Genomic DNA, 24,363 nt, shown 5'->3' with positions numbered 1-24,363 from the left:
GTTAGCGGTCGGTAGGTCGGCGTTGAGTTGACGAGCGGACGACGAGCTCGGGCTGAATGACGTGCCGGCGTTTGGTCTTGCGGCCGGCGATGAGCTCGACGCAGCACTCGAGCGCTCGGCGGCCGATCGCGGCGATCGGCACGGCCGCGGTGGTCAATGCCGGGCTCACGTAACGGGCGATCGGAATGTCGTCGAAGCCGGCGAGCGCGATGTCGTCCGGAATGCGAAGACCGGCCTCGCGCAGCGACTCGAGGCAGCCGATCGCCATCATGTCGTTGGCGCAAAAGATCGCATCGGGACGAGGGCCGGCGATGAATTGCGCGGCCGCGTCGCGGCCCGACTGCTCGCTGAAGTCGCCGGCGACGATCCATTCGTCCCCGCCGGCCGACGCGATCGCGGCCCGATAGCCGCGCTCGCGTTCGCGGGCTTCGCGGTTGTCCAGCGGGCCTGCGACAAAAGCGATACCGCGGCGTCCGCTGTCCAGCAGATGGCGGGTGATCGCCACCGCCCCGCCGTAATTATCGATCTCGAACGAGGGGTGATCGCGATGATCCCCGCTGCCGAGGAATACCATCGGCACGGGCCCCTTCCTGGAGTGGACGAGCAGCTCCTCGCCGGCGCTCGGAAGCATGACGATGATTGAATCGACCCGGCTTCGCATCGCCCGCAACGCGGCGGCCGCTTCGGTCGGATCGCCGTGGGAGCTGGACAGCAGGAGATGAAGGCCGTGCTGGCGAGCGGCGAGGTCGATGCCGCGGATCAGCTCGGAGAAATACTCGCCGTGGAGATCAGGGAGCAGCACGCCGATGGTTTCGGTGCGCCGAGTCGACAAGGCGCGAGCGCCGCTGTGCGGGACATAATCGAGCTCATGGACAATCTTGAGGACACGCTCGCGGGTGATCCCGGCCACCTTGTCGATTCCATTCAGGGCACGCGAAACCGTCGCCACCGAGACGTCCGCGGCTCGAGCCACGTCGCGGATGGTGGCGCCCCTCAAGGCCCCGGTCGACTGGCTGGTGTGGTGCGAGCTTGGTCCACGGGCCGCCCCCAAGAAGCTGAGCTATGTTGTCTTTGTGTAAACGGTTACATTGCAACCTATCAGGTCTTGCCGGGACTGCAAGTGCCTAAAAGTAGGTCGGTTTTAGATCAGGCCGTGGGTTTGGTCAGGCAGCCAGCGATCCCGGCTTGTCCGACGGCCGTGGAAAAGCCTGGCCGGTCCGGTCGAACAGGTGGCAGTGACGCGGCGGGGCCTTGAGTTTGACCGCCTGGCCTTCGGCGACGTCATCGTCCGGGGCCAGCTGCATGATCAACGGCTCGTCGGCAACCTCGGTGTCCAAATAGGCAAAGCGGACGTTGCCGAGCCACTCGATCAGCGCCACGGTCGCCGCGATTCCCTTGTCCGACAGCGTCAGATGCTCGGGCCGGATGCCGAGCGTCACCTCCTCGCCTTGCCTGGCGGAGGACGCATCGACGCAAGCCTCGAGCGCCTCGCCGCCGCCAAGCTTGAGCGTCGCCCCGCCTTCACCGGAACCGTCCAGCGTCGCCTCGATCAAGTTCATCTTCGGCGAGCCGATGAAGCCCGCGACGAACAGGGACGCGGGCCGCTCGTACAGATCTTCGGCGGTGCCGAGCTGCTCGACCCGGCCCTTGTCCATGATCGCGATCCGGTCGGCGAGAGTCATCGCCTCCACCTGATCGTGGGTCACGTAGATGGTGGTCGTCTTCAGGCGCTTGTGCAGCCGAGCGAACTCGTAGCGCATGCGGACGCGCAGCGCGGCGTCGAGGTTGGACAAGGGCTCGTCGAACAGGAACACCGAGGGTTGGCGGACGATGGCGCGGCCAATCGCAACCCGCTGGCGCTGACCTCCCGACAGGGTCTTGGGTCGACGATCGAGCAGATGGGTGATTCCAAGGAGGGCGGCCGCGTCCTTGACTGCGGTGTCGATCTCCGCCCGGCTTTTGCCGGACAGCTTCAGGCCGAAAGCCATGTTGTCGTAGAGCGTCATGTGCGGATAAAGCGCGTAGGATTGAAAGACCATGGCGATGCCGCGTTTGGCCGGCGCAAGATCGTTGACCCGTTTCTCGCCGATCAGCACATCGCCATGATCGACTTCGTCCAGACCTGCGATGGTGCGCAGCAGGGTCGATTTCCCGCAGCCCGACGGCCCGACAAGCACGAGAAATTCCCCGTCTTCCACGGCCAGGTCGACATTTTCGAGCACTGGCGTAGCTCCGAAGCTCTTGCTGACTTCGCGCAACTCAACTGTAGCCATGCCAGCACCTCCCGATGCCGCCACCTGACTGACACAGGTGCTTCATGGAGGGCAAGTCCGCCAACAGTGACACAACAGGTAAAGGTGCGGAACTCCCCGTTGACAAGCTCAGGGCCTCGACCGGTCCGGCTCTGCCGGCGGAGCTTGGGGGGTCGCGGGCGGCGGAGCATTATCGATGTCTGGTTGGACCGGCCGCTCCTCGTTCGGTGCTGGAACGGGCGATGCGGGCTCCGAGGTGCCTGGCTTTTCCTCGGGTATTTGCCGCGGTGCACTGGCCATCATGCGGTTCCTTCGCTGGTCAAACGCCGGCCTGGCCCGTCCGGTTGCCGTCGCGATGACCCGGTTACCGGCTTTGGGTGGGCGCGCTGATCGTCCCCGCCGGCGCCCGTGGGCCGCTACGGCCGCAATGTCGGCTTTCGGCCCAAAGCGGACGCTAGGCTCATCTTCGTTGGCTTGACCCGTACCGCCGTCGCGGTTCATCAACACGCGTCTCGAGGGCCGTCCCGCTGCCCGGCCTTCCGAAGGCGGCGCCAGTTTCAGCTGGAGGTTTCAATGGCTGAGCGGTTCACTTCATCCTCCGGCCCCCCGTCGGATGCGGAGCGGCCGCGAGAGCTGCTTCGCCGGGGAGATGCCGGCTACGACGAAGCTCGGCGCATCTGGAACGGGATGATCGATCGGCAGCCTGCGTTCATTGCCCGCTGCAGCAATGTGGACGACGTCGCCAAGGCGATCGCTTTCGCCCGGGCAAAGGGCCTGCCGATTTCGGTCCGCGGCGGCGACCACAGCGCAGCCGGAGCTGCCGTCTGCGAGGGTGGCGTGATGATCGACCTCGCTCCAATGCAGGGGCTGGAGATCGACCCTGCAAGACGCGTCGCCCGAGTGGAGCCGGGCCTGCGCTGGAAGCAGGTCGACGAGGCGACCCAGGCCCATGGCCTTGCCACCACCGGCGGAACCGTGTCCGACACCGGCGTCGCCGGGCTGACGCTGGGCGGAGGCCTCGGCTGGCTTGCAGGGCGGTACGGCCTCACCTGCGACAACCTGCTCGCTGCCGAGGTGGTCACCGCCGATGGTGCTCACCTGCGCGCGAGCGAGACCGAAAATGCCGATCTGTTCTGGGCGTTGCGGGGCGGCGGCGGCAACTTCGGGGTGGTCACCGCCTTCGAGCTCCAGCTGCACTCCGTCGGGCCCACGATCTACGGCGGAATGGTCGCGCATCCGATCGACCGGGCGGCCGAGGTGCTGCGCTTTTACCGCGACTTTTGCGCGTCGAACCCCGACGAGATGAACACGGCCTGCGCGATGATGACCACGCCCGACGGCGCCAAGATCATCGCCATCGCAGCCTGCCACTGCGGCTCGTTGGAAGATGGGGAGGAAGCGCTCCGGCCGATCAAGCAGTTCGGGTCCCCTGTGGTCGATCAGATGGGTGCGATGCCCTATCTGGCGCTGCAGACCGCGCTCGACGGCGCATTCCCCCGGGGACGGCGCTACTACTGGAAATCCGCGCTGGTCACGCAGCTGCGCGACGAGATGATTGAGCGGATGCCCGAGCAGTTCGTCACCGCGCCGTCGCCGCACACCCTCTTTCTCCTCCAGCAGATCGGCAATGCCGCGAACCGGGTTCCTGCGGATGCCACCGCCTTTGCCCATCGCGACGCCCGCTGGGACGCGCTGGTGCTTACCGGGTGGGAGGATCCTTCCGAGGATGCGCAGCAGGTCGCCTGGTCGCGGCAGGTGCATCAATCGTGGAAGCCCTTCTGCAGCGACGCCAGCTACACGAACGCCCTGTCGGGGGAGGACAGCGACGCGGATGTGCGTTCCTCCTACGGATCGGCCTATCGGCGATTGGCCGAGATCAAGGCCCGCTACGACCCCGCGAACGTCTTTCGAATGAATGCGAACATAAAGCCGGTGGGCGCCACTGCGAGCTGACGCGGATCAACGCAGCGAAGACCTGAGCCGAATGTCCGCAAGGGGTCGACAGCGGACATTTGTTGGCTTCTCACGCGCACGCGCATCCGACGAGACTTCTCCCCCGTAGCTGAAGCTACCAAGGGAGGCTGCGGCATGAGCTGGAAAAGCGATGGGATCAGGCAAGGCACAGAGGCGCCTGTCACGCTGTCTTATCTCGAGAGCAGGGTGCGGGAGGAAGCGGATGCTGCCGCCACCGCGACCTCCCTTGAGGCGACACTGATCCATTTGAGACTCGCGACGGCATACGCCAAGCGTTTCGATGATTGCGCCGGCCGCAGCAGCAACTCCAACGTCCGGTCCTGGGTGGAAGATCACCGAGTGTGGTGAAGCTGCCCCGGCGCCGGTGCGGAACCGGACGTGGCCGCGGTCGTCGGCCCTGGCTTGAAAGCGGACTGTTAAGGCATTCCCCCGACGACAACGAGCAGCACCAGCCTGCCCGCGCGCCGCCGCTCAGGCAGGCATGAAGCGCAGGGCGAGCCCGTTGGTACAGTAACGAAGACCTGTGGGTTGCGGACCATCCCTGAACAAATGGCCGAGATGCCCGCCGCAGCGCCGGCACAACGCCTCGGTTCGCCGCATGCCCAAAGTCGTGTCCGTGCGGGTGCCGACGGCGTTCGGAAGCGCCCGGAAAAAGCTTGGCCAGCCGGTGCCGCTCTCGAACTTGGAAGTGGAGGCAAACAGCGGAAGACGGCAGCCTGCGCAAACGTAGGTGCCGCGACGCCTCTCTTGGTCGAGCGGGCTTGAGCGCGGACGTTCGGTGGAGCCTTCGCGCAGCACTGCATAACGATGCGGCCCCAGCAGTCGACGCCATTCCGCCGGTGAGCGGGTGATTTCAAACCGCGCCGACGCGCGCGCGGCCAGCAGCGGTCCAGCCAGCGACGCCGCCACGAGCGCGGATCCGGCGGCGGTGATGGCACCTCGCCGACTGAGAGTGGGACTTGGCATCCGGCAACCTCTTTGCTTGGGCCTGCCCCAGATACGGCCGGTGGGCGGCAGCGGATGCGGTCAGGTCTGCTGGAGCTTGCCCGCTGCGATCACCGGGCCAGTCGGAAGACCGGTCGGCGAGCCTCCGCTCGGCTCGACCGATAGCGCAATTGTCGCCCCCTCGGCGAGCTGCCTAGCCATTGGCTCGTCGATGCGCAGGTGCATTGGATCGGCACCGGGGAGGATGCCCATCGATCTCGGAGTTCCGTCGGCGGGAATCACCCACAGTTGATGCGAATGGCCGGCGACTGGAGCAATCCCCGCAGCAGCAGCGACGACCAGGCTCTGGTCGTCCGGATCCCAGGTCGCGACCAGCCTTGCCTCGCTGCCCTCGGCTTCCATCATCGCGACCATCGGTGCGGGCGCCTGCTGGGTGGCCGGCGGCTGTTGGACCGTCTGAGGTGGCATCACCAGTACCAACGCGAGGGAAGCCGCGAGCGCGCTCGCGCCGACTGCGAAGCCGCGCCACACGTTCACCCGGCGCCGCAAGTAAAGAACGTTGTCTGCGGACCTATCCCGATTGCCAAGGCGTTGCTCGATCGCTGCCAACACTCTCGGGGGAGCGGATACGGGATCCACTTCGTCGAGCAGGGGCGCAAGCCGCCCCGACCATCCGGCGATTTCTTCAGCGAACTGCGCGTCCGCCGCAGCCAATTCGCGCGCACGCGCGAAATCATCGCCGTCGAGCACGCCAAGCGCATATTCGCCAGCAAGCTCGCTGCGCTCTTCGGGGGTCATCGGGTCGCTCATCGCTGCAGACACCCCCGGAGCCGCACAAGGCCGCGTCGGATCCAGCTCTTCATGGTGCCGAGAGGGACGCCTTCACGCCTGGCGAGCTCAGGATAAGTTGCGCCGTCGAGGAAAGCCGAGCGGATCATCGCACGCTGTTGCTCGTCGAGCTCCTCGAGGCAGCCTGCAAGCCGCTGCTGCTCCTGGGCCCGCTCAAGCACGTCGAGCGCCGACGGCCGCTCATCCTTGATTTCAGCGGCGCTATCCAGCGGTTCGGTCCGGAGCCGACGGATGCGCAATCGATCAATCGCCTTATTCCGGGCCATGACCGCAAGCCAGGTGATCGGGCTCGCCTTCACCGGATCAAAGCGGTCCGCCTTGTTCCAGACGGTGAGAAACACTTCCTGAAGCACGTCTTCCGCCTCGGCTTCGCTTCCAAGCACGCGCACGCAAATGCCGAACAGCTTGGACGACGTGCGCTCGTAGAGCTCTGCGAGGGCCCCCCGGTTGCCGGATGCGATCGAGCGCATCAGCGGATCGAGCTCGTGACTTGTGCCCGTGCTCATCACCATGGGGATCGGTGCATCCATCACTGTGCCCATGCACAAGAAGAAGGCCGAGGAAAAGGGGTGCCCGGCGAGAGGCAACACCGAAGCTGCAGGGGGCCGCTTCATCGGTTCGCTCCCGCCGGGCGGCGGCTGGGTCAGGAAGTCACCCGCCGCCTGACCCGTCAGGACATCAGCACAGTGTCGACGACGTGGATCACACCGTTTGATTGCATGACGTCGCCCTGTGTGACGTGAGACATGCCGCCCTTGCCATCGACGAGCATGATCTGATTGCCCATCATCTGCGCGGTCAGCCTTGCGCCCTGGACGGTTGCCAGACGAGCCTGTCCGCCGCCGGAGGCGATCAGGCGCATCAAGTCTGCGGCTGTGATTCGACCGGGAACGACGTGGTAGGTGAGCACGGACTGCAACGTGCCGCGGTTTTCGGGCCGCAGCAAAGTGTCGACCGTTCCCGCCGGGAGCTTCGAAAACGCTGTATTTGTCGGAGCGAAGACCGTGAAGGGCCCGGCGCCGGACAAAGTGTCCACGAGGCCCGCGGCCTTCACCGCAGCGACCAAGGTCGTGTGGTCGGGTGAGTTAACTGCATTCCCGACGATCGTCTTCGTCGGATACATGGCTGCACCGCCGACATAGGAGAGCGACGAGCTTTGCGCGGGAGCCATGGTCATGCATCCGCCAAGCGACGAAGCAGTTGCGGCGAGAGCCAGTGTGGCGAGTTTCGAAATCATGATTTTCCTCCGTTGTGAGTTGACGCTCGGAGTTACGGCGCGGCGAGGCGAGCGGATGCAAGCGGCTCACATCTGCCCAGCCGCTTCATCGGGCAGGTTGCTCTGCGGCGCCGGGACCGGCGCGGCGCTGCAGATAATCGGCTGGAAGCCCGAGCCGCTGCGCGGCCAGCGCCCATGGGCTCGTTGGAACGTGCAGAGCCCCCGCGGTCCGCGCGAGGAGCCGCACCAGAGCGCGCTCCGCAGCAGTCGCGCGCGGCTCGCTTCCGATTGCGAGGCTTTCCCGGAAGCGTTCGGGAATGATTCCGAGCGCGGCGCGCACAATCAGCCGCTGCAGCGGCCGCAGCGGCGCAGGCAGGATCGGCTCGGCGCGGACGATGTGCAGGAATTGGTGGATCACCGGTGAAGGCGTCAGCCGAGGAGCCACATCATCGAACAGCCGCTGCAGTTCCGCGTCCGACCGGGGCGGATCGGTGACGCCGTAGAGCCGAGCGCCCGCCGCCGCCTCGGCGTAGTAGCCGTTCTTCTCGCTGATCGTCAGCGGCCGCACGAAACGCGTGTAGGCGGACAGAAATGCGAAAGAAGCGGTCGCTTGAACCCAAAGCAGCAGGTCCGGGTCGTCGGCGCGATAGCGCTGTCCCTCGGGAGTCTCGCCGGCGATCTGTGCATGCACGGCGTTCACCTGAGCGGCAAGCGCTTCGAACTCGCTGCGCGCCGCGAACACCGTCACCATCGCTGCGGCACCGGTGCGGCGCATCCTCTCGCCCGGGTTGCGCCTGAAATCGCTGTTGTCCCATATGCCTGCCCGGACTCGCGGCTCCCCCAGTTCCAGAAGCACCGCGGCAATGCCGCCGACGTACAGCGACACCGGATTGCTGAACACGCGCCAGGATACGGAGTCGGCCGGGACGATCGCCGGCTCCCCCACTGGGTGACTGAAGTTGCACCCGTCAAAGGTCAGCAGGCGCGAGGCCAGCGGAGTCAGCGCGGTGGAAAGCAGTCTCATGATGCGACACAAAGCTTCATCGATCGGATGAGCTTCCTGGAACCGTGTCGGTCATCGGCGCGGGGTGAAGGAACAGCAGCAACAGGAGGCCGCTTGCGAGCACTGCCACGCCGGCGAGCGCGCCAACGCCGGTAAAGGCGAGGCTGGAATAGAGCAGATAAGCGTTCGTCAGGCAGAAGATCGCCGGCAGTACCGGAAACAGCGGCACCCGGACTGGACGAGCGGTCCCGGGGTCCTGGACTCGAAGGATGAACAGCGACAGGCCGACAAGCAGCATGAACAGCCAGAAGACGGGGGCGGTATATTCGACGACGAGCCGGAACCCGTCACGGGCGGATGCGCCGGCGATCACCAGCAGCAAAGCGACCAGGCTCTGCGCGATCACCGCATTGCCGGGGGTGTTCCGCTGCGTGTTCCAGGAACCGAGCCATCGCAGTGCCGGAAAAGTCCGGCCGAGCGCGCAGGTGGTCCGCGCCCCGCTGATCACCGTCGCGTTTGCCGACGTCAGTGCAGCGATCGCCACCAGCAGGGTGATGACCACCGCCCCGGCATTGCCCATCGCAAGGCGCATGACGTCCGCGGCGATGGCGTCGGAGGCCGCCATTCCGGCGAGCCCCATCGCGCGCAGGAACGCGAGGTTGGTGAGCAAATAGAGGATCGTGACGAGTGTCAGGCCGGCGACCATGATCCGCCCCAGCCGGCGCGGTGCGTCCTTGAGCTCGGCGGAGACATAGACCGTTTCGCTCCAGCCGCCGTAGGTGAGCAGCACGAACACCATCATCAGCCCGATCGCGCTCTCGCCGCGCGGAGGCGAGGAAACCGGCGCCGCGGGCGCGAGCAGCAGGCCGGCGACCACGATCAGCAATAGCCCGCCGACCTCGGCAAGGGTCAGCCAGCGCTGCGCCCGCACCCCGTGGCGCACGCCAAGCCAGTTGACCGTCCCGAGGAGGATCACCGCAGCGGCGGCGTAGAGCGACGAGGCATGCGGCCCGATTGGCAGAACCGCCGCCACATAGTCGCCGAAGATGTAGGCGAGGAGGGCGATCGAGCCGGTCTGGATCACCGCGAGCCGGGCCCAGGCATAGAGAAAGCCGACGCGGCGACCGTAAGCGCGGTTGATGAAATGATAGTCGCCGCCCATGCTCGGGTAGGCCGACGCCAGCTCGGCGTAACAAAGCGCGCCGATGATCGACAGCAATCCACCAGCCGTCCAGGCGAGGAGCATGGCGGTCGCGCTGCCGGCCTCCCCCGCGATCAGCGCCGGCGTGCGGAAGATGCCGGCGCCGACCACGATGCCGACCGTAATGGCGAGCACATCGCGCGCCCGGAGCGTGGGCCGTGGATCGCCCATGGGCGTGTGCGCCGCTTTTCCCGCCGCGCCGGGCGCGGAACCGCCGTTCATCGGGATTCCCGCATCGGGGTGTCTTGCTCCGGCACGCGTGGTCGTCACAGTCGCTTCGGCGCAACGGCCCCTGCGGCGATCCGTTCCGGGAGAGCATCCAGGCGCGCTGCCTCCGCCGCAGGATGGAATTCGCGCGCCGCTGCCTTTTTTGCTGCGCCGTGCGTTGGTGCCGTCGCCAATCCTTCGCGGATCCGATCAGCGCGGGAGAGCTGGGATGAACTCGATCAAGGCGCTGCTCGCCCTTGCACTGCTGCCGGTGGTGGCGAGCTGCCAGCCGGCCCCCGAGCCCGTCGAAGTCGCTGCCGATGAGCGCCGCTTTGCTGACGAGCGAAGACAGCTGGCCGCTTCGATCCGTGACTATGCCGAGCCGATCCGGGAGCCGGCCAATCCGCGCATCATCAGCGCCGTCGGTGAGCTGCCCCGCCATCTGTTCGTCCCGACATCGCAACAGCCGTTCGCCTACCGGGACGAACCGCTGCCGATCGGCGAAGACCAGACGATCTCGCAGCCGTCGCTGGTCGCGCTAATGACCCATTTGCTTCGGCCGAGCGAGACCGACGTCATGCTCGAGGTCGGGACGGGCTCCGGCTACCAGGCCGCGCTGCTGTCGAAACTGGTTCGCCACGTCTACACGATCGAGATCGTCGAGCCGCTGGCGCGGCAGGCCGCGCAGCGTCTGGCAGACCTCGGCTACGCCAATGTCACCGTTCGGCACGGCGACGGCTACGCCGGCTGGCCCCAGTATGCGCCGTTCGACGGGATCATTGTGACGGCGGGGGCGCCGCACGTACCCAAACCGCTACTGGATCAGCTCAAGCCCGGTGGTCGAATGGTGATTCCAGTGGGGCCGGCTGATTCGATCCAGCAGTTGAAGCTGATTGCGAAAGACTCGCGCGGAAGGGTCCGGGAGGAGATCATCATTCCCGTGCGCTTCGTTCCACTGACACGGCAGTAAAGACCAGACGAGCGGGGTGCCTCGCCGGGGTTCGGGTCATGCGGCGAGCATCAGCCCGGCATCTCCTCCAGCTCCTTGCCCTTGGTCTCGTGGATGAACTTCTGCACGAGGAAGAAGCTGATCACCGCAGAGACAGCATAGAAGCTGTAGCTGATCGCAAGGCCGAGGACGGCCGCCATGATCGGGAAGCTCTGAGCGATCAGATAGTTCGAGAACCACTGCGCGAAGCCGGCGACGGCGAGCGCCGAGCCCCGGATCTGGTTCGGGAACATCTCGCCCAGCATCACCCACATGACGGGGCCCCAGCTGCCATTGAAGAAAATCACGTAGAGGTTGGCGGCAATGAGGGCGAGGGTGCCAAGACCGCTCGAGAGCTGCAGATTGCCCTCGGCGTCGAGGGTGCCGTTGGCAAATGCGTAGACCATGGCGAACAGCGTCACCGCCATGCCCGCCGACCCGATCAGCAGAAGTGGCTTGCGCCCGATCTTGTCGATTACGGCGATGGTGACCAAGCAGGCCGCGATCGACACCGCGCCCGAGACGATGTTGATTTGCAGCGACTGGTCCTCGGTGAAGCCGGCGAGCTGCCAGAGGGTCGCTCCGTAATAGAAGATCACGTTGATCCCGACGAGCTGCTGGAAGACGGCGAGCAGGATTCCGGCCCAGACGATCGGCCGGATGCCGCCGCCCGGCCGCTTCAGGTCGCTGAGGCGAGGACGGTGGTCCTGGCTGAAGGTTGCGCGGATCTCCTCGAGCTTGGCTCCCGCGACGTCGGCGCCGAACAGGCTGGTGAGCACGACATGCGCTTTTTCGTCGCGGCCCTTGGAGACGAGGTAGCGCGGGCTTTCCGGGATGAAGAGCAGGGCGACGAGGAAGATCGCGGCCGGCAGCGCCTGCATCAGGTACATCCAGCGCCAGGCCTCGATGCCGAGCCAGAAGTCTTCGGTCGACGCACCTGCTCCCGCGGCGAGGAAGTAGTTGACGAGGAAGGCTGCCGTCAGGCCGGTAATGATCATGATCTGCTGAACCGTCGTCAGGCGGCCGCGAATCGCCGCCGGTGCGACTTCCGAAATGTAGGCGGGCGATAGGACACTCGCCGCGCCGACCGCCATTCCGCCCATCACTCGCGCGATGACGAAAATCGCCTGAGTTTCTGCAAAGCCCTGCAACAAGGCCCCGACGAGGAACAGCACGGCGGCGACCATCATCGTGTTGCGCCGGCCCATCAGGTCGGCCAGGCGACCGGCAAAGAAGGCGCCGATGAAGCAGCCGATCAGCAGCGAGCCGACGGTGAAGCCGAGCCCGGCATCGCCGAGGTTGAACGCGGTCCTGAGGCCCTCCTGAGTGCCGTTCACCGCACCGCTGTCGTACCCGAACAGGAACCCGCCGATCGTCGCAACCGCAACGATCGCTCCGATGAAGCCCATGTTGGCACGTCCCGGACTGGCCTCGGTCATTTGCGCCTCCCTACCAGTCGGTGAGTGCTGCCAGCGGTAACACGGCGCTCGCGGGCGGCGCAATCACCTGCGCGGCTTCGGCCTGACACTGCCATGGGCCTGCAGCGGGCGGCCTCCGAGCGCTGTGGAGGCGGCGCTCTTCGTCAGTCTTGGCTGGCATGTGCCTGCCTTGAGATCGCGGGGTCCCGAGTTTCAAATCTTGCCGCGCCCACCATCTTCACCTCTAAAATCCGTGCGTTCAGGTGGCCGGTGCCTTATCCTGGCCCGAGGGGCCGGGTTCCTCGCCCGAATGGCGCGCTTGGAGAAGCCGATGAGCAAGATGCCGGCGCTGTTCATTGGCCACGGCAATCCGATGAACACGCTCGAAGTCAACGGCTTCACACAGGCCTGGCGGGCGCTTGGCCGCGGCCTTCCGAGGCCCAGAGCGCTGCTCGTGATTTCGGCGCACTGGTTCATCGGCGCGACCGCGGTCACGGCGATGGCCAGGCCGCGCACGATCCACGACTTCTACGGCTTCCCACGGGAGCTGTTCGAGTTCGATTACCCGGCCGCCGGAGCGCCGGAGGTGGCGCAGGAAGTCGCCGATGCGGTCAGCCCGATGTGGGTCGGCCTCGACCAGGACCAATGGGGCATCGACCACGGCGCGTGGAGCGTGCTCGCGCACATGTATCCGCAGGCCGACGTGCCGGTGGTGCAGCTGTCGATCAACGCCCTGAAGCCGCTCGATTACCATCTCGAGCTCGGCCGGAAGCTCGCTTTGCTGCGCGACCGGGGCGTGTTGATCGTCGCCAGCGGCAACGTCGTGCACAATCTGGGCCGAATCCAGTGGAATCAGCCGGACCTGGCGTTCGACTGGGCCGAGCGCTTCGACGATTCGGTCGTCGAGCAGCTCGCCAATGCGCCGGCCGATGTGCTCAAGCTCACCGAGCACGGCGATTATGCGCTGGCGGTTCCGACACCGGACCATTTCATTCCGCTGCTCTACGTTGCCGGCCTCGCCGCGGACGAAGGGCCGATGGAGGCGATCGTGCGCGGCTACGCAATGGGTTCCATCTCGATGACCTGCTACGGGCTCGGGACCCGGCTAAGCTGCCTCGACGCCGAGGGCGCTGCCGCGCTGCCCGAGGGCGTTCCGCCCGACCAGACCAACATGTAGCGCCCTGCTGGGTAACACCTGCGGTCCGGGCGGGATGGTGGGTGGTTTCAGCACCGTGACGCGAGGAACGTCAGCCTTTCGGCAATCGTTACCTTGATGTCTGCGCCAATCGCATTCCCCAGAAAGGAGGCTGAGATGAGCGCCAACGGACTCGAGGTGTTCGACAAGACCCTCGAAACGACCCACATCTGGCTCAAGGAAATCATGGCCGACATCGGCCCCGACCGGCAGGTCGCGTGGAAGGTCCTGTCGGTGGTGCTCCACAAGCTCCGCGACCGACTGCCCCTGGGGCTTGCGGCGCATCTCGGAAGCCAGCTGCCGCTGCTGATCCGGGGCGTCTATTACGACCAGTTCGAGCCCGGCAAGCTGCCGACCGAATGCAACAGCCGCGAGGAGTTCGTCGCCGAGGTTGCCGAATGGCTGGCCGACACTCGGCCGGTCGATCCGGATCTGGCGGTGCGGACGGTCTTCAAGGTCCTGTCGAACCACGTGTCGGAAGGCCAGATCGCGAAGGTGCGCGAGGCGCTTCCGAAAAGCCTTCGGCAAAGCTGGATCACGGCCGACGAACGCGAGCCGGTGGACAGCGACGCCTGACGGGTGGACGCCGCCGCCGGGGCTTTAGCGTCGCGGCTTGACGAACTTGAGGGTCATCCGGTCGCTTTCGCCGATCGCCAGATATTTCTCGCGATCCTTGTCCTTGAGCTGCAGTGAGGGCGGCAGCGTCCAGACGCCGCCGGGCCAGTCGGCGCTGTCTTTCGGGTTGGCGTTGATCTCGGACGAGGCGACGAGGCGGAAGCCGGCCGCTTCGGCGAGGCGCCGCACGGTCGAGGTCTTGATGTAGCCGCTGGTCCGCTCGCGCTCCTCGCTGGCGTTTTCGGGCAGGCGGTGGTCGACGACGCCCAGAGTCCCGCCGGGCTTGAGCATCGCGTAAATCTCGCGGAACGCCTGCGCGCTATAGTCCTGCTTGTCGTCGCGACGGTAGCCCATCCGCCAGTTGTGGACGTTGCGAAAGGTGAGGACGACGTCCGCGGTGCCGGCGGGAACGCGCGTTGCAGACGCGTCGAACACAGGGAAGGTCGCAGCGGTCACGTGAGCGTAGAGGGCTGGGTGGGCGTCGCGCAGCTTGGCGACCCCGCCGAGCTGGCCGTCGAGCGTGGCAAGGATCAGCCGGCCGCCGCCGGAGGCGAGATAAGGCGCGAGGATTTCCGTGTACCAGCCGCCGCCCGGCCACAGCTCGACGACGGTGTCGCTCGGCCTGACCCCGAAGAACGCCAGCGTCTCGACCGGGTGGCGGTAGCGATCCCGGGCAACGTTGGCCGGTGTCCGGGACGGCGCTGCAACCGCCGCTTCGAGAGCTGCGTGCGTGGCCAGCGCGGGCGGCGGCGGGGCGGGAGCGCAGGCGGGCAACGCGGCGGCCGCCATCAGCAGGCCGAGCAGTGGACGAGGCGGCATGGGGGCGCTCCTTTGCAAATCGATCGTGGCCGTGTGGCAAGTCCGCGGCCACCATGCAACGGTCATCGCCCGGCGACTGGACCGCGCGTATTCGTCCGCAATGAACCTGGTCGCAGTGGCTTCTGCCCCGGGGCAAGGCGCCCGCACTCCAGTCCTTACAGGCAGGCCTCGAGATAGGGCTGGTCGAAGCCGAACTGCTTGGCTTTTTCGAGCGTGTAGGGGCGCAGGCCCATCGAGCGGTACTCGCCGATGATCTTGCCGTCGGGGCTCTCGTCGAGATACTCGAACTTGAACAGCTCCTGGGTGACGATGACGTCGCCTTCCATGCCGATCACCTCGGTGATGTTGGTCGTCCGGCGCGAGCCGTCGCGCAGGCGCTTGACCTGGACGATCAGGTCGACCGAGTCGGCGATCTGGCGGGAAATCGCCTCCTTCGGAATCTTGATGTCCGACATCATCACCATGTTCTCCATACGAGCGAGGCATTCGCGCGGGGAGTTGGAGTGGAGCGTCGCCATCGAGCCGTCGTGGCCGGTGTTCATGGCCGCAAGCAGGTCGAAGCATTCGGGACCGCGGATTTCGCCCAGGATGATCCGGTCGGGCCGCATACGCAGGGCGTTGATGACGAGGTCGCGGATGGTGATCGCACCCTGGCCCTCGAGGTTGGGCGGGCGGGTTTCGAGCGGCAGCCAGTGCGGCTGCTGAAGCCGAAGCTCGGCCGCGTCCTCGATGGTGATCACGCGCTCGCCCGGATCGATCATCTTCGACAGAGCGTTGAGCATCGTCGTCTTACCCGAGCCGGTGCCGCCCGAGATGACCACGTTCATCCGGCTGGCGCCGGCGATCTTGAGCAGGGTCGCCATCTTGTCGGACATCGAGCCGAAGCCGGTCATCATGTCCAAGGTGATCGGCTTTTCGGAGAATTTACGGATCGAGATGGCGGTGCCGCGAAGCGACAGCGGCGGGATGATGACGTTGACGCGGCTGCCGTCCTGAAGCCGGGCGTCGGCGAGCGGGGTCGTCTGGTCGACTCGGCGGCCGACCTTGTTGACGATCCGCTGGGCGATCTGGAACAGATGCTCCTCGTCGCGGAACTGGACCTGGGCGAGCTCGAGCTTGCCCTTGCGCTCGATGAAGCACTGATCGGGGCCGTTGACCATGATGTCGCTGATGGCCGGATCGGCGAGCAATTCCTCGAGCGGGCCGAGGCCGAGAAGCTCGTCGACCAGCACTTTTTCGAGGGCGAACTGCTCGCGCCGGTTGAGCGTGATCTTGAGCTCGGCGAGCACCTCGCCGATGATCGGGCGAAACTCCTCGGCCAGCTCGTCCTTGTTGAGCGTGGCCGCGGCTTCCGGGTCGACGCGCTCGAGCAGGCGCGGAAGCACCTGCTCCTTGATCCGGTGGACCGAGGCCTCGAACCCTTCGGCCTTGCTGCTGCCTTGAGCGCCGCTGGCGTTCTGACGCGCGGTCAGGCGGTCCATCGCCCCGAGCGGGTTGTTGACGTTAACCTCGCCGCTATCCTCGGGCAGCTCGTCGGTCTGCTCGGCGAGATCGTCCAGCGGCGGGAATTGCTCGCCGCCGGGCGGAATGGCCTGCGCCTTGCCGCCGGGTGATTTCATTGGACGGGCCACGCCGAAGTTGGGACGCTGCCCACCTCCGCTCATGCCGCCACGCTTGCCGAATGCGCTCATTCCCACCCCATCGCCGTGCGGATCGCCGCACAAAGTCTCGATGGTGAATAAGAGGCAAACTTTTAGAAAACGCTAACTTCGCTGCCCTTGCTCAGCCGGCGCTCTCGGCCAGGACGGTGAGGCCGCGCTCGCTGACCTCGGCGAAGCCGCCGCTGACCGCGACTTTCTCGGGAGCGGCGCCGGCCGAGCGGTAGATCGCCAGCTCGCCGTCGCGAAGCGTGCTCATGAAGGCCGCGTGGCCGGCAAGAACGCCGAATTCGCCCTCGGTGCCGGGCACGACGACCATGTGGACGTCCTCGGAAAACACGAGCTTTTCGGGAGTCACCAGCTCGAAGTGGAGGTCAGCCATCAGCGCGGTCCGTCGATCAGCGCGTCGAATGCACCGGTCGCGGCCTCGAACTTCTCGCGGCACCCGGGATTGCAGAAGCCGACGACTTTCCCGCGGTACATGGTCAGGCTGTCGGAGCTGACCGGCTTGCCCGACCAGGGGCAGGTCCGGTTGACGCACAGCACGATCCGCAGGTCGTCGGTCATCAGGCGTCCTCGGCGAGGCGCTGGGCCTTGGCGGCGGCTTCCTCGATTCCGCCGACCATGTAGAAGGCGGCCTCGGGCAGGTGGTCGTACTCGCCGTCGACCACCGCCTTGAACGAGCGGATCGTGTCCTCGAGCTGGACGAACTTGCCGGGGATGCCGGTGAACACCTCGGCGACGTGGAACGGCTGGCTGAGGAAGCGCTGGATCTTGCGCGCGCGGCTGACGACCAGCTTATCCTCTTCGCTGAGCTCGTCCATTCCGAGGATCGCGATGATGTCCTGCAGGCTCTTGTAGCGCTGCAGCGTTTCCTGAACTGACCGGGCGGTGTCGTAATGCTCCTGCCCGACGGTCCTCGGCTCGAGCACGCGCGAGGTCGAGTCGAGCGGGTCGACGGCCGGATAGATACCAAGCTCGGAGATCGCCCGCGACAGCACCGTGGTCGCGTCGAGGTGCGCGAACGAGGTGGCCGGCGCCGGGTCGGTCAGATCGTCGGCCGGGACGTAGATCGCCTGGACGGACGTGATCGAGCCCTTGTTGGTCGAGGTGATCCTCTCCTGCAGCGAGCCCATGTCGGTGGCCAGGGTGGGCTGGTAGCCGACCGCCGACGGGATCCGGCCGAGCAGCGCCGACACTTCCGAGCCCGCCTGGGTGAAGCGGAAGATGTTGTCGATGAAGAACAGCACGTCCTGCCCTTCCTGGTCGCGGAAGTATTCGGCGATGGCGAGGCCGGACAGAGCGACGCGGGCGCGCGCTCCCGGCGGCTCGTTCATCTGGCCGTAGACCAGCGCCACCTTCGAGCCCTCGGAGATCGCGTTGCCGTCCTTGTCCTTGGCGATGACGCCCGCGACGAGGAACTCGTGGTAGAGGTCGTTGCCCTCGCGGGTGCGCTCGCCGACCCCGGCGAACACGCTCGTGCCGCCGTGGCCCTTGGCGATGTTGTTGATCAGCTCCTGGATCAGCACGGTCTTGCCGACGCCGGCGCCGCCGAACAGGCCGATCTTGCCGCCGCGCGCATAGGGCGCGAGCAGGTCGATGACCTTGATCCCCGTGACCAGGATTGAGCTTTCGGTCGATTGCTCGACGAAGGCCGGCGCCTCGGCGTGGATCGGCGAGAACAGGTCGCTGCCGATCGGCCCGCGCTCGTCGATCGGCTCGCCGATGACGTTGATGATCCGGCCCAAGGTCTTGGGCCCGACCGGCACCTGGATCTGCGAGCCGGTGGTCTTGACCGACTGGCCGCGGGTGAGGCCGTCGGTCGAGTCCATGGCGATGGTCCGAACGACGTTCTCGCCCAGATGCTGAGCGACCTCGAGCACCAGGCGGTTGCCGCCATTGTCGGTCTCGAGCGCGGCGAGGATCGGCGGCAGCTCGCCTTCGAAAGCGACGTCGACGACCGCTCCGATCACCTGCGCGACCCGGCCGACCAGGTTGCTGGTGGTGGCGGCCTTCGCGGGTCCGCTGCCGGTCGCGGACGTCGCGGCGGCCTTCTTGTTGCGGGGCTTGGTCGGAGCGGCGGTGGCCATGGATTTATCCTTGCGTGCTTGAATGGGCATTAGAGCGCTTCCGCGCCGGAAATAATCTCGATGAGCTCGGTGGTGATCACCGCCTGGCGCTGGCGGTTGTACTGAATCGACAGTCGGTTGATCATGTCGCCGGCGTTGCGCGTCGCATTGTCCATCGCGGTCATTTGCGAGCCGTAGAAGCCGGCCTGATTCTCGAGCAAGGCGCGGTAGATCTGGACGGCGATGTTGCGCGGCAGCAGCGCTTCCAGGATCGCCTCCTCGTCGGGCTCATATTCGACCGCGACGTTGGATGCGCCGGCCGGCCGTGTGTCGTTGGCCGGCGCCGGCACCGGGATGATCTGCTGAACCAGCGGCTCCTGCACCAGCGTCGACTTGAACTGCGCGTAGGCCAAATGGACGACGTCGATCCCGTCGGTGGTGAAACGGTCGATGATGTCGGCGGCGATCGCCTGCGCGTCGGAATAGGCCGGCGCCTTCATCGCGGTGGTGTCGTGCTGGGCGATGATCGCCTTGGGGTAGAGGCGCTGGATCACGGGGCGGCCCTTGCGCCCGACGAGGTAGAACAGCACCTTCTTCCCGTCCTCGATCAGCTCGTCGGCCTTGCGCCGCGCGGCTCGGACGATGTTGCTGTTGAACGCCCCGGCAAGCCCGCGGTCGCCGGTCGCCAGCACGATCAGATGAGTCTCGTCCTTGCCGGTGCCGGCGAGCAGCTTGGGGCTCTGCGCGCTGACCGTGACGCCCGAGGCGATCGATGCGACGACATCGGCCATCCGGGTCGCATAGGGACGGCCGGCCTCAGCGCCCTGTTGTGCACGGCGCAGCTTGGCCGCGGCGACCATCTTCATCGCCTTGGTGATCTTCTGCGTCGACTTGACTGAGCCGATGCGGATCTTGAGGGCCTTGAGGCTAGCCATTCGTCACGTCCGGAAACCGTTCGGGCTGAGCTTGTCGAAGCCCTGCCTTTCTCCTGCACTGCAGAAGGACAGTCCTTCGACAGGCTCAGGACGAACGGGTGTGTACTTGCACATGCTACGCGAACTGCTTTCCGAATGCGGTCAGGGCGTCCTTGAGCTTCTTGGCGGTGTCGTCCTCGAGCTGCTTGCTGTCGCGGATGGTCTTGAGGATGCCCTTATGCTCGGCCCGCAGATAGCTCAGCATCGCCGCCTCGTAGCGGACGACGTCCTTGACTTCGACCGGGTCGAGGAAGCCCTGGGTGCCGGCGAAGATCGAGGCGACCTGCTCCTCAACCGGCATCGGCGAGAACTGCGGCTGCTTGAGGAGCTCGGTCAGCCGGGCGCCGCGGGCGAGCAGCCGCTGCGTCGAGGCGTCGAGGTCGGAGCCGAACTGCGCGAACGCCGCCATCTCGCGGTACTGGGCGAGCTCGAGCTTGATCGAGCCGGAGACCTTTTTCATCGCCTTGGTCTGAGCGGCCGAGCCGACCCGGCTGACCGACAGGCCGACGTTGATCGCCGGTCGGACGCCCTGGAAGAACAGATCGGTCTCGAGGAAGATCTGGCCGTCGGTGATCGAGATGACGTTGGTCGGGATGTAGGCCGAGACGTCGCCGGCCTGGGTCTCGATGATCGGCAGGGCGGTCAGCGAGCCGGCGCCATTGTCCTCGTTCATCTTGGCGGCGCGCTCGAGCAGCCGGCTGTGGAGGTAGAAGACGTCGCCGGGATAGGCTTCGCGGCCGGGCGGGCGGCGAAGCAGCAGCGACATCTGGCGATAGGCGACCGCCTGCTTGGACAGATCGTCATAGACGATTACCGCGTGCATCCCATTGTCGCGGAAATATTCGCCCATCGCGCAGCCGGTGTAGGGCGCGAGGAATTGCAGCGGCGCCGGTTCCGAGGCGGTCGCGGCGACGACGATCGAATATTCCATCGCTCCGTTTTCCTCGAGCGCCCGGACGATCTGGGCGACGGTCGAGCGCTTTTGGCCGATGGCGACGTAGATGCAGTAGAGCTTCTCGCTCTCCTTGCCCGAGGCGTTGATGTCCTTCTGGTTGATGAAGGTGTCGAGCGCGACCGCGGTCTTACCGGTCTGCCGGTCGCCGATGATCAGCTCGCGCTGGCCGCGGCCGATGGGGACCAGCGCATCGAGCGCCTTGAGGCCGGTCTGGACGGGCTCGTGAACCGATTTGCGCGGGATGATTCCGGGCGCCTTGACCTCGACCCGGCGGCGCTCGGTCGCCTCGATCGGGCCCTTGCCGTCGATCGGGTTGCCGAGCGCGTCGACCACCCGGCCGAGCAGCCCCTTGCCGATCGGCACATCGACGATGGTGCCGGTGCGCTTGACGGTCGAGCCTTCCTTGATCTCCGCGTCCGAGCCGAAGATCACGACTCCGACATTGTCGGCCTCCAGGTTGAGGGCCATGCCCTTGGTGCCGTTCTCGAACTCGACCATCTCGCCGGCCTGGACCTTGTCGAGGCCGTGGATTCGAGCGATCCCGTCGCCGACGGAAAGCGCGGTGCCGACTTCCGAGACCTCGGCGTCCGAGTCGAAATTCGCGATCTGGTCGCGGATGACGCGGGAGATTTCAGCGGCGCGGATGTCCATGAACTAGCCTTTCATCGCCTGGGCGAGCCTGTTGAGTTTGGTGCGGATCGAAGCGTCGATCATCTCGCTTCCGAGCTTGATGACGATTCCGCCAAGGATGCTTGGGTCGACCTCGGCGTCGATGGTGACGTCGCGGCCGGCGCGCTTGCCGAGCTGCGCCTTCAGGGCTTGGACCTGATCGTCCTTGAGCGGGTGCGCGCTGACGACTTCGGCGCTGATCTCGCCGCGATGCTCGGCGGCGATGCGCTTGAACGCCCGGATGATCTTCCCGAGCGCGCTCTTGCGGCCGTTGCGCGCGAGGACGCCAAGGAAATTGGTGGTGATCGGGTCGAGCCCGAGCTGCGGACCGAGCCCGGCGAACGCCTTGGCGGCATCGTCGCGGCTGACCAGCGGGCTGGCGACCAGCTCCGAAAAGTCGCTCGAATCGGCGAGCCCGGAGGCGAGCGCGTCGAGGCTCCGGCCGACCGCGTCGATCTGCCGTTCATCGCGCGCCAGGCCGAACAAAGCGGACGCATAGCGCCCCGCTAAGCTGGCTTGAATGCCGCCGGATGTCTCCACGCGCCCGAAGCTCCAGACTTGGAATGTGCCCCACACGAAAATGGGGCGCTTCCCGGCCGAAAAACCGCACGCCCCGATGGGTTGGCGCGCCCCTAGCAGGGGGGCCCAAACGATGCAAGGAGGGCTCTTGGAGTTTGACCGCAAGCCGCGGGATGCGCGGGCGCCGCGACTGGCGTATCTGAATGGCCATGCTGATGAAAACCATTGACGAGACGGACGCCTGGACGGCCTTCGTGAAGCGCGACCGGTCGTGGGACGGGCGCGTGATCGGAGCGGTCAGGACGACCGGCATCTATTGCAAGCCGAGCTGTCCGGCGCGGCGGCCGAGGCGCGAGAATGTCGACTTCTTCGCCGATTGCGAGGCAGCTCGGGCGGCCGGCTACCGCCCGTGCCTGCGCTGCAAGCCCGACGCGGTCGGACGCGACCGCGAGGCGGTGGCCCGAGCGGTCCAATTGATCGAGCAATCGGAAGAAGCGCCCAACCTTGCCGGGCTGGCGGCCGAGGTCGGCTATGCGCCGCATCACTTCCAGCGGCTGTTCACCCGCGATGTCGGCGTGTCGCCGGCGCGATATGCGCGGGCGCTCCGGGCCAAGCGCGCCCAGGCCGAGCTGACGGAGGACAAATCGGTGACCGAGGCGATCTACGATTCCGGCTATTCGGCGCCGAGCCGCTTTTACGCCGACGCCAAGGAGCGGCTCGGGATGACCCCGTCGGCGTGGCGCGACGGCGGCCGCGGCGAGACCATCCGCTGGACGGTGGTCGCCAGCGCGCTTGGGCCGATGCTGGTCGCGGCGACCGCCAAGGGCATTTGCCGGCTGACCTTCGAGGACGACGAGCGCTCGCTGCGGCGGATCTTTCCAAACGCGACCCTGGTCGAGGACGACGGGTCGATGGGCGAGCTGGTCGAGGGCGCACTGGCGGCGGTGGAGCGCCCGGCCGCCGCTCCGGACCTGCCGATCGACGTCGCCGGGACCGCGTTCCAGGAGGCGGTGTGGCGCGAGCTTCGCAAGATCCCGCCGGGCGAAACCCGCAGCTACGCCCAGATCGCAGCGGCGGTCGGCAAGCCGGGAGCGGTGCGCGCGGCCGGCTCGGCCAATGGCCCCAACCATGTCGCCGTGCTGATCCCGTGCCACCGGGTGGTGCGCAGCGACGGGAGCCTGGGCGGCTACGCGGGCGGCGTCGAGCGCAAGCGCAAGCTGCTCGAGGCGGAAGGGTGTGATGAGACAGCGAACGCGCGAGTAGCTATGAGGTTGTTTTAGCCCCGCCACTGGTGCCGCGCTGCCGTGCGAGCGCGGCTTGAAGCCTCGCCATTTGCTCGCGCGCCGCGTCGCGGCGCGGTGAATCATGCGGCGAGTTGGCGATCGGCAGAAGCCAGGCGATGGCTTCTGCATACCGCTGGTCGCCGGCAAGCTGATCAACCAGTAGCTGACGGATCGCCAGGTCTTGCGAGAGGGTCGTGACCGCCTGCATCAGCCCTTCGAGGGCAAGCGGCGTCGGCTTTTGGCCGGCGAGGCGGAAGCTTTCGAAGAAGGCGATGAGGGGCAGAGGGTCATTCGGATCAGCGCGGTTGGCCCGGACCGCGAGACGCCGCGCCGCGCTCGCCTTGGCAGCCATGTCCGTGCCCTGCAGCCTGCTGGCGGCGCGCGACAGGTTCAACGACTTGCGAGCCATCGCTCGGACATGGCCCGGCTGAAGCGCCAGCAAGCGGTCGATCGCAGCATCGGATTGCGCCAAGTTGCCGGCGGCGTTTTCCGCCTCCGCGAGCAGATACAAAGCAAATGCGTCATTGGGGTAGCGAGCCGCCTTCTCGCGGATCTTTCTAAGATTGCCTTCGCGAAGCCTTCGCTCCCGCTCGCGCCACGCCGGCTTTTTGATCAGCGAGAGATCATCGTCACGAAAGGCGATGACTTCAGGAATAAGAGCAGCCTCGCCGGCGCTTAGCCGGCGCATGTTGCGGATGACCGGGCGGGCGATCTCGACCTTGACCGGTTTGTAGTCGAAGACACCGGTGGTGACGTAGCGCCGGGCCTCCCGGTTGAGAGCGTTCAGGTCGCCAAACACCTGAGCCGCCTCCTTGAAGGATTTGCCGGCGCGCAATGCGCTCAGATACTGGCGAAGCTGTGCGGAGCGCTTGCTGTCAAAGGTGAAGAAATGGGTTAGCGCCCAGCCTTGACCGTATCGGTCCAGATCGCGAACCCGCTCTTTGACCAGCAGCTCCTGCAACGGGACCCAATAAGCGGCGATTTCATTGCCGCGATGCTTGGCCGGCATGCCGTAGCCAATGCGGCCATTGGGCAATTGTTTGCTCGACCCGACGAGCTCGGCGAACCCTTCGACATACCAGCTGGGATAAATCGCCGGAAAATATTGCAGCATGAAGTGATGCGCATATTCGTGGTTGAGCACCAGCTCGGGCGTGACATATCTGTCGTCGACGTCGGCGTTGCGCGGTGTGACCAGAAACGGACCAAAGATGTTGCTGTCGTAAAAACCGGCAATTCCGCTGTTGCCGAGGCCCAATGCATCCTGAACGAGACCCATGCCGGCGACCTCGTAGATGCGCACTTTGACCGGCGCCTTCTCCTGGGGGACGTTGGTCGCCATCCGCATAAGTTTGTCGTAGCTCTCGAGGCGCTCGGCGAGTTTCTCTATCTCGGCCCCAGAGCTTTCGCTGTAGATGATGAAGTGCTGAGTTTCCGCGGCCTGCCACTCGGCGAGTGCCGGCGCAGGAAGCATCAGCAGCGCAATGGCTGCAAGCAGTCGAACGACCATGGGATCTCCTGATCCGAAGGTACAGTGGTAGCTTAATCAAGGAG

Annotated in this window: 24 protein-coding genes; 6 read left to right on the top strand and 18 right to left on the bottom strand. The window is 66.2% G+C overall.

Features of this window, described 5'->3' with window-relative positions; translation table 11 throughout:
• Position 1 precedes the first annotated feature (1 nt).
• Together H0T81_RS11405 and H0T81_RS11400 are read right to left on the bottom strand one after the other, a co-directional pair.
• A complete protein-coding gene (locus tag H0T81_RS11405; protein WP_294013224.1) occupies positions 2-973 on the bottom strand; it encodes a LacI family DNA-binding transcriptional regulator in 972 nt (323 codons plus the stop codon).
• A 190-nt stretch (positions 974-1,163) separates the two neighbouring features.
• Entirely contained in the window at positions 1,164-2,273 is a 1,110-nt protein-coding gene (locus H0T81_RS11400) for an ABC transporter ATP-binding protein (RefSeq protein WP_294013222.1), read from the bottom strand.
• A gap of 552 nt (positions 2,274-2,825) precedes the next feature.
• On the opposite strand from H0T81_RS11400, the gene H0T81_RS11395 reads away from it, so the two are divergent.
• Both H0T81_RS11395 and H0T81_RS11390 read left to right on the top strand, forming a co-directional pair.
• Positions 2,826-4,205: an FAD-binding oxidoreductase gene (locus H0T81_RS11395; protein WP_294013219.1), complete on the top strand. Its 1,380-nt coding sequence runs from the start codon at positions 2,826-2,828 to the stop codon at positions 4,203-4,205.
• 135 nt (positions 4,206-4,340) lie between these two features.
• Positions 4,341-4,574 (top strand): hypothetical protein, encoded by a 234-nt coding sequence (locus H0T81_RS11390; protein WP_294013217.1) that lies wholly within the window; start codon positions 4,341-4,343, stop codon positions 4,572-4,574.
• A gap of 123 nt (positions 4,575-4,697) precedes the next feature.
• On the opposite strand, the gene msrB is transcribed toward H0T81_RS11390, so the two are convergent.
• The 6 genes from msrB to H0T81_RS11360 all read right to left on the bottom strand — a co-directional run bounded on the left by msrB (position 4,698) and on the right by H0T81_RS11360 (position 9,662).
• On the bottom strand, positions 4,698-5,135 hold the full coding sequence (gene msrB, locus H0T81_RS11385) for a peptide-methionine (R)-S-oxide reductase MsrB (protein ID WP_294013214.1): 438 nt from the start codon (positions 5,133-5,135) through the stop codon (positions 4,698-4,700).
• Positions 5,136-5,252: 117 nt separating this feature from the next.
• Positions 5,253-5,969: an anti-sigma factor gene (locus H0T81_RS11380; RefSeq protein ID WP_294013211.1), complete on the bottom strand. Its 717-nt coding sequence runs from the start codon at positions 5,967-5,969 to the stop codon at positions 5,253-5,255.
• 8 nt (positions 5,970-5,977) lie between these two features.
• Positions 5,978-6,550, bottom strand: coding sequence for a sigma-70 family RNA polymerase sigma factor (locus tag H0T81_RS11375; RefSeq protein ID WP_294013208.1), 573 nt, complete (start codon positions 6,548-6,550; stop codon positions 5,978-5,980).
• 140 nt (positions 6,551-6,690) lie between these two features.
• On the bottom strand, positions 6,691-7,257 hold the full coding sequence (locus tag H0T81_RS11370) for a fasciclin domain-containing protein (protein ID WP_294013205.1): 567 nt from the start codon (positions 7,255-7,257) through the stop codon (positions 6,691-6,693).
• Between the two features lie 85 nt (positions 7,258-7,342).
• Positions 7,343-8,260, bottom strand: a complete 918-nt coding sequence (locus H0T81_RS11365) for an oxygenase MpaB family protein (RefSeq protein ID WP_294013202.1) — start codon at positions 8,258-8,260, stop codon at positions 7,343-7,345.
• Between the two features lie 16 nt (positions 8,261-8,276).
• Positions 8,277-9,662: an amino acid permease gene (locus H0T81_RS11360; RefSeq protein WP_294013199.1), complete on the bottom strand. Its 1,386-nt coding sequence runs from the start codon at positions 9,660-9,662 to the stop codon at positions 8,277-8,279.
• Positions 9,663-9,876: 214 nt separating this feature from the next.
• Here H0T81_RS11360 and H0T81_RS11355 point away from each other — a divergent pair, with 214 nt between their 5' ends.
• On the top strand, positions 9,877-10,617 hold the full coding sequence (locus H0T81_RS11355) for a protein-L-isoaspartate(D-aspartate) O-methyltransferase (protein WP_294013196.1): 741 nt from the start codon (positions 9,877-9,879) through the stop codon (positions 10,615-10,617).
• Positions 10,618-10,667: 50 nt separating this feature from the next.
• Here H0T81_RS11355 and H0T81_RS11350 read toward each other — a convergent pair whose 3' ends face one another.
• The gene (locus H0T81_RS11350; RefSeq protein ID WP_294013193.1) at positions 10,668-12,074 is read right to left on the bottom strand and encodes a sugar porter family MFS transporter; all 1,407 of its coding nucleotides are present in this window, start codon (positions 12,072-12,074) and stop codon (positions 10,668-10,670) included.
• Between the two features lie 310 nt (positions 12,075-12,384).
• On the opposite strand from H0T81_RS11350, the gene ygiD reads away from it, so the two are divergent.
• Positions 12,385-13,230, top strand: coding sequence for a 4,5-DOPA dioxygenase extradiol (ygiD, locus tag H0T81_RS11345; protein WP_294013189.1), 846 nt, complete (start codon positions 12,385-12,387; stop codon positions 13,228-13,230).
• Positions 13,231-13,365: 135 nt separating this feature from the next.
• Complete coding sequence (locus H0T81_RS11340) at positions 13,366-13,824, top strand: DUF2267 domain-containing protein (protein ID WP_294013187.1); 459 nt, start codon at positions 13,366-13,368, stop codon at positions 13,822-13,824.
• Between the two features lie 24 nt (positions 13,825-13,848).
• On the opposite strand, the gene H0T81_RS11335 is transcribed toward H0T81_RS11340, so the two are convergent.
• The 8 genes from H0T81_RS11335 to H0T81_RS11300 form a co-directional block, all read right to left on the bottom strand.
• Complete coding sequence (locus H0T81_RS11335) at positions 13,849-14,682, bottom strand: methyltransferase domain-containing protein (RefSeq protein ID WP_294013185.1); 834 nt, start codon at positions 14,680-14,682, stop codon at positions 13,849-13,851.
• Between the two features lie 155 nt (positions 14,683-14,837).
• A complete protein-coding gene (locus tag H0T81_RS11330; RefSeq protein ID WP_294013182.1) occupies positions 14,838-16,373 on the bottom strand; it encodes a CpaF family protein in 1,536 nt (511 codons plus the stop codon).
• Positions 16,374-16,464: 91 nt separating this feature from the next.
• On the bottom strand, positions 16,465-16,722 hold the full coding sequence (locus tag H0T81_RS11325; RefSeq protein WP_294013179.1) for an ATP synthase F1 subunit epsilon: 258 nt from the start codon (positions 16,720-16,722) through the stop codon (positions 16,465-16,467).
• Positions 16,722-16,907, bottom strand: coding sequence for a glutathione S-transferase (locus H0T81_RS11320; RefSeq protein WP_294013176.1), 186 nt, complete (start codon positions 16,905-16,907; stop codon positions 16,722-16,724). Before H0T81_RS11320 ends, H0T81_RS11325 begins: the two co-directional genes overlap by 1 nt.
• Complete coding sequence (gene atpD / locus H0T81_RS11315; RefSeq protein WP_294013174.1) at positions 16,907-18,430, bottom strand: F0F1 ATP synthase subunit beta; 1,524 nt, start codon at positions 18,428-18,430, stop codon at positions 16,907-16,909. The genes H0T81_RS11320 and atpD overlap by 1 nt, the downstream gene beginning before the upstream one ends.
• Positions 18,431-18,459: 29 nt before the next feature.
• On the bottom strand, positions 18,460-19,344 hold the full coding sequence (locus H0T81_RS11310) for a F0F1 ATP synthase subunit gamma (protein WP_294013171.1): 885 nt from the start codon (positions 19,342-19,344) through the stop codon (positions 18,460-18,462).
• 115 nt (positions 19,345-19,459) lie between these two features.
• Positions 19,460-20,989 carry a F0F1 ATP synthase subunit alpha gene (atpA, locus tag H0T81_RS11305; protein WP_294013168.1) on the bottom strand — a complete coding sequence of 510 codons (1,530 nt, stop codon included), beginning with the start codon at positions 20,987-20,989 and terminating at the stop codon, positions 19,460-19,462.
• Between the two features lie 3 nt (positions 20,990-20,992).
• The gene (locus H0T81_RS11300) at positions 20,993-21,547 is read right to left on the bottom strand and encodes a F0F1 ATP synthase subunit delta (RefSeq protein ID WP_294013165.1); all 555 of its coding nucleotides are present in this window, start codon (positions 21,545-21,547) and stop codon (positions 20,993-20,995) included.
• A gap of 194 nt (positions 21,548-21,741) precedes the next feature.
• Between H0T81_RS11300 and H0T81_RS11295 the strand changes: the two genes are divergently transcribed.
• A complete protein-coding gene (locus H0T81_RS11295) occupies positions 21,742-22,806 on the top strand; it encodes a methylated-DNA--[protein]-cysteine S-methyltransferase (RefSeq protein WP_294013162.1) in 1,065 nt (354 codons plus the stop codon).
• Here H0T81_RS11295 and H0T81_RS11290 read toward each other — a convergent pair.
• Positions 22,790-24,151, bottom strand: coding sequence for a hypothetical protein (locus tag H0T81_RS11290; protein ID WP_294013159.1), 1,362 nt, complete (start codon positions 24,149-24,151; stop codon positions 22,790-22,792). The genes H0T81_RS11295 and H0T81_RS11290 overlap by 17 nt on opposite strands.
• Between the last annotated feature and the right edge of the window lie 212 nt (positions 24,152-24,363).

This window comes from Sphingomonas sp. (assembly GCF_013812825.1).
In the GTDB taxonomy this organism is placed as follows: Bacteria; Pseudomonadota; Alphaproteobacteria; order Sphingomonadales; family Sphingomonadaceae; genus Sphingomicrobium.
This window is presented reverse-complemented; position numbering and strand designations above follow the sequence as displayed.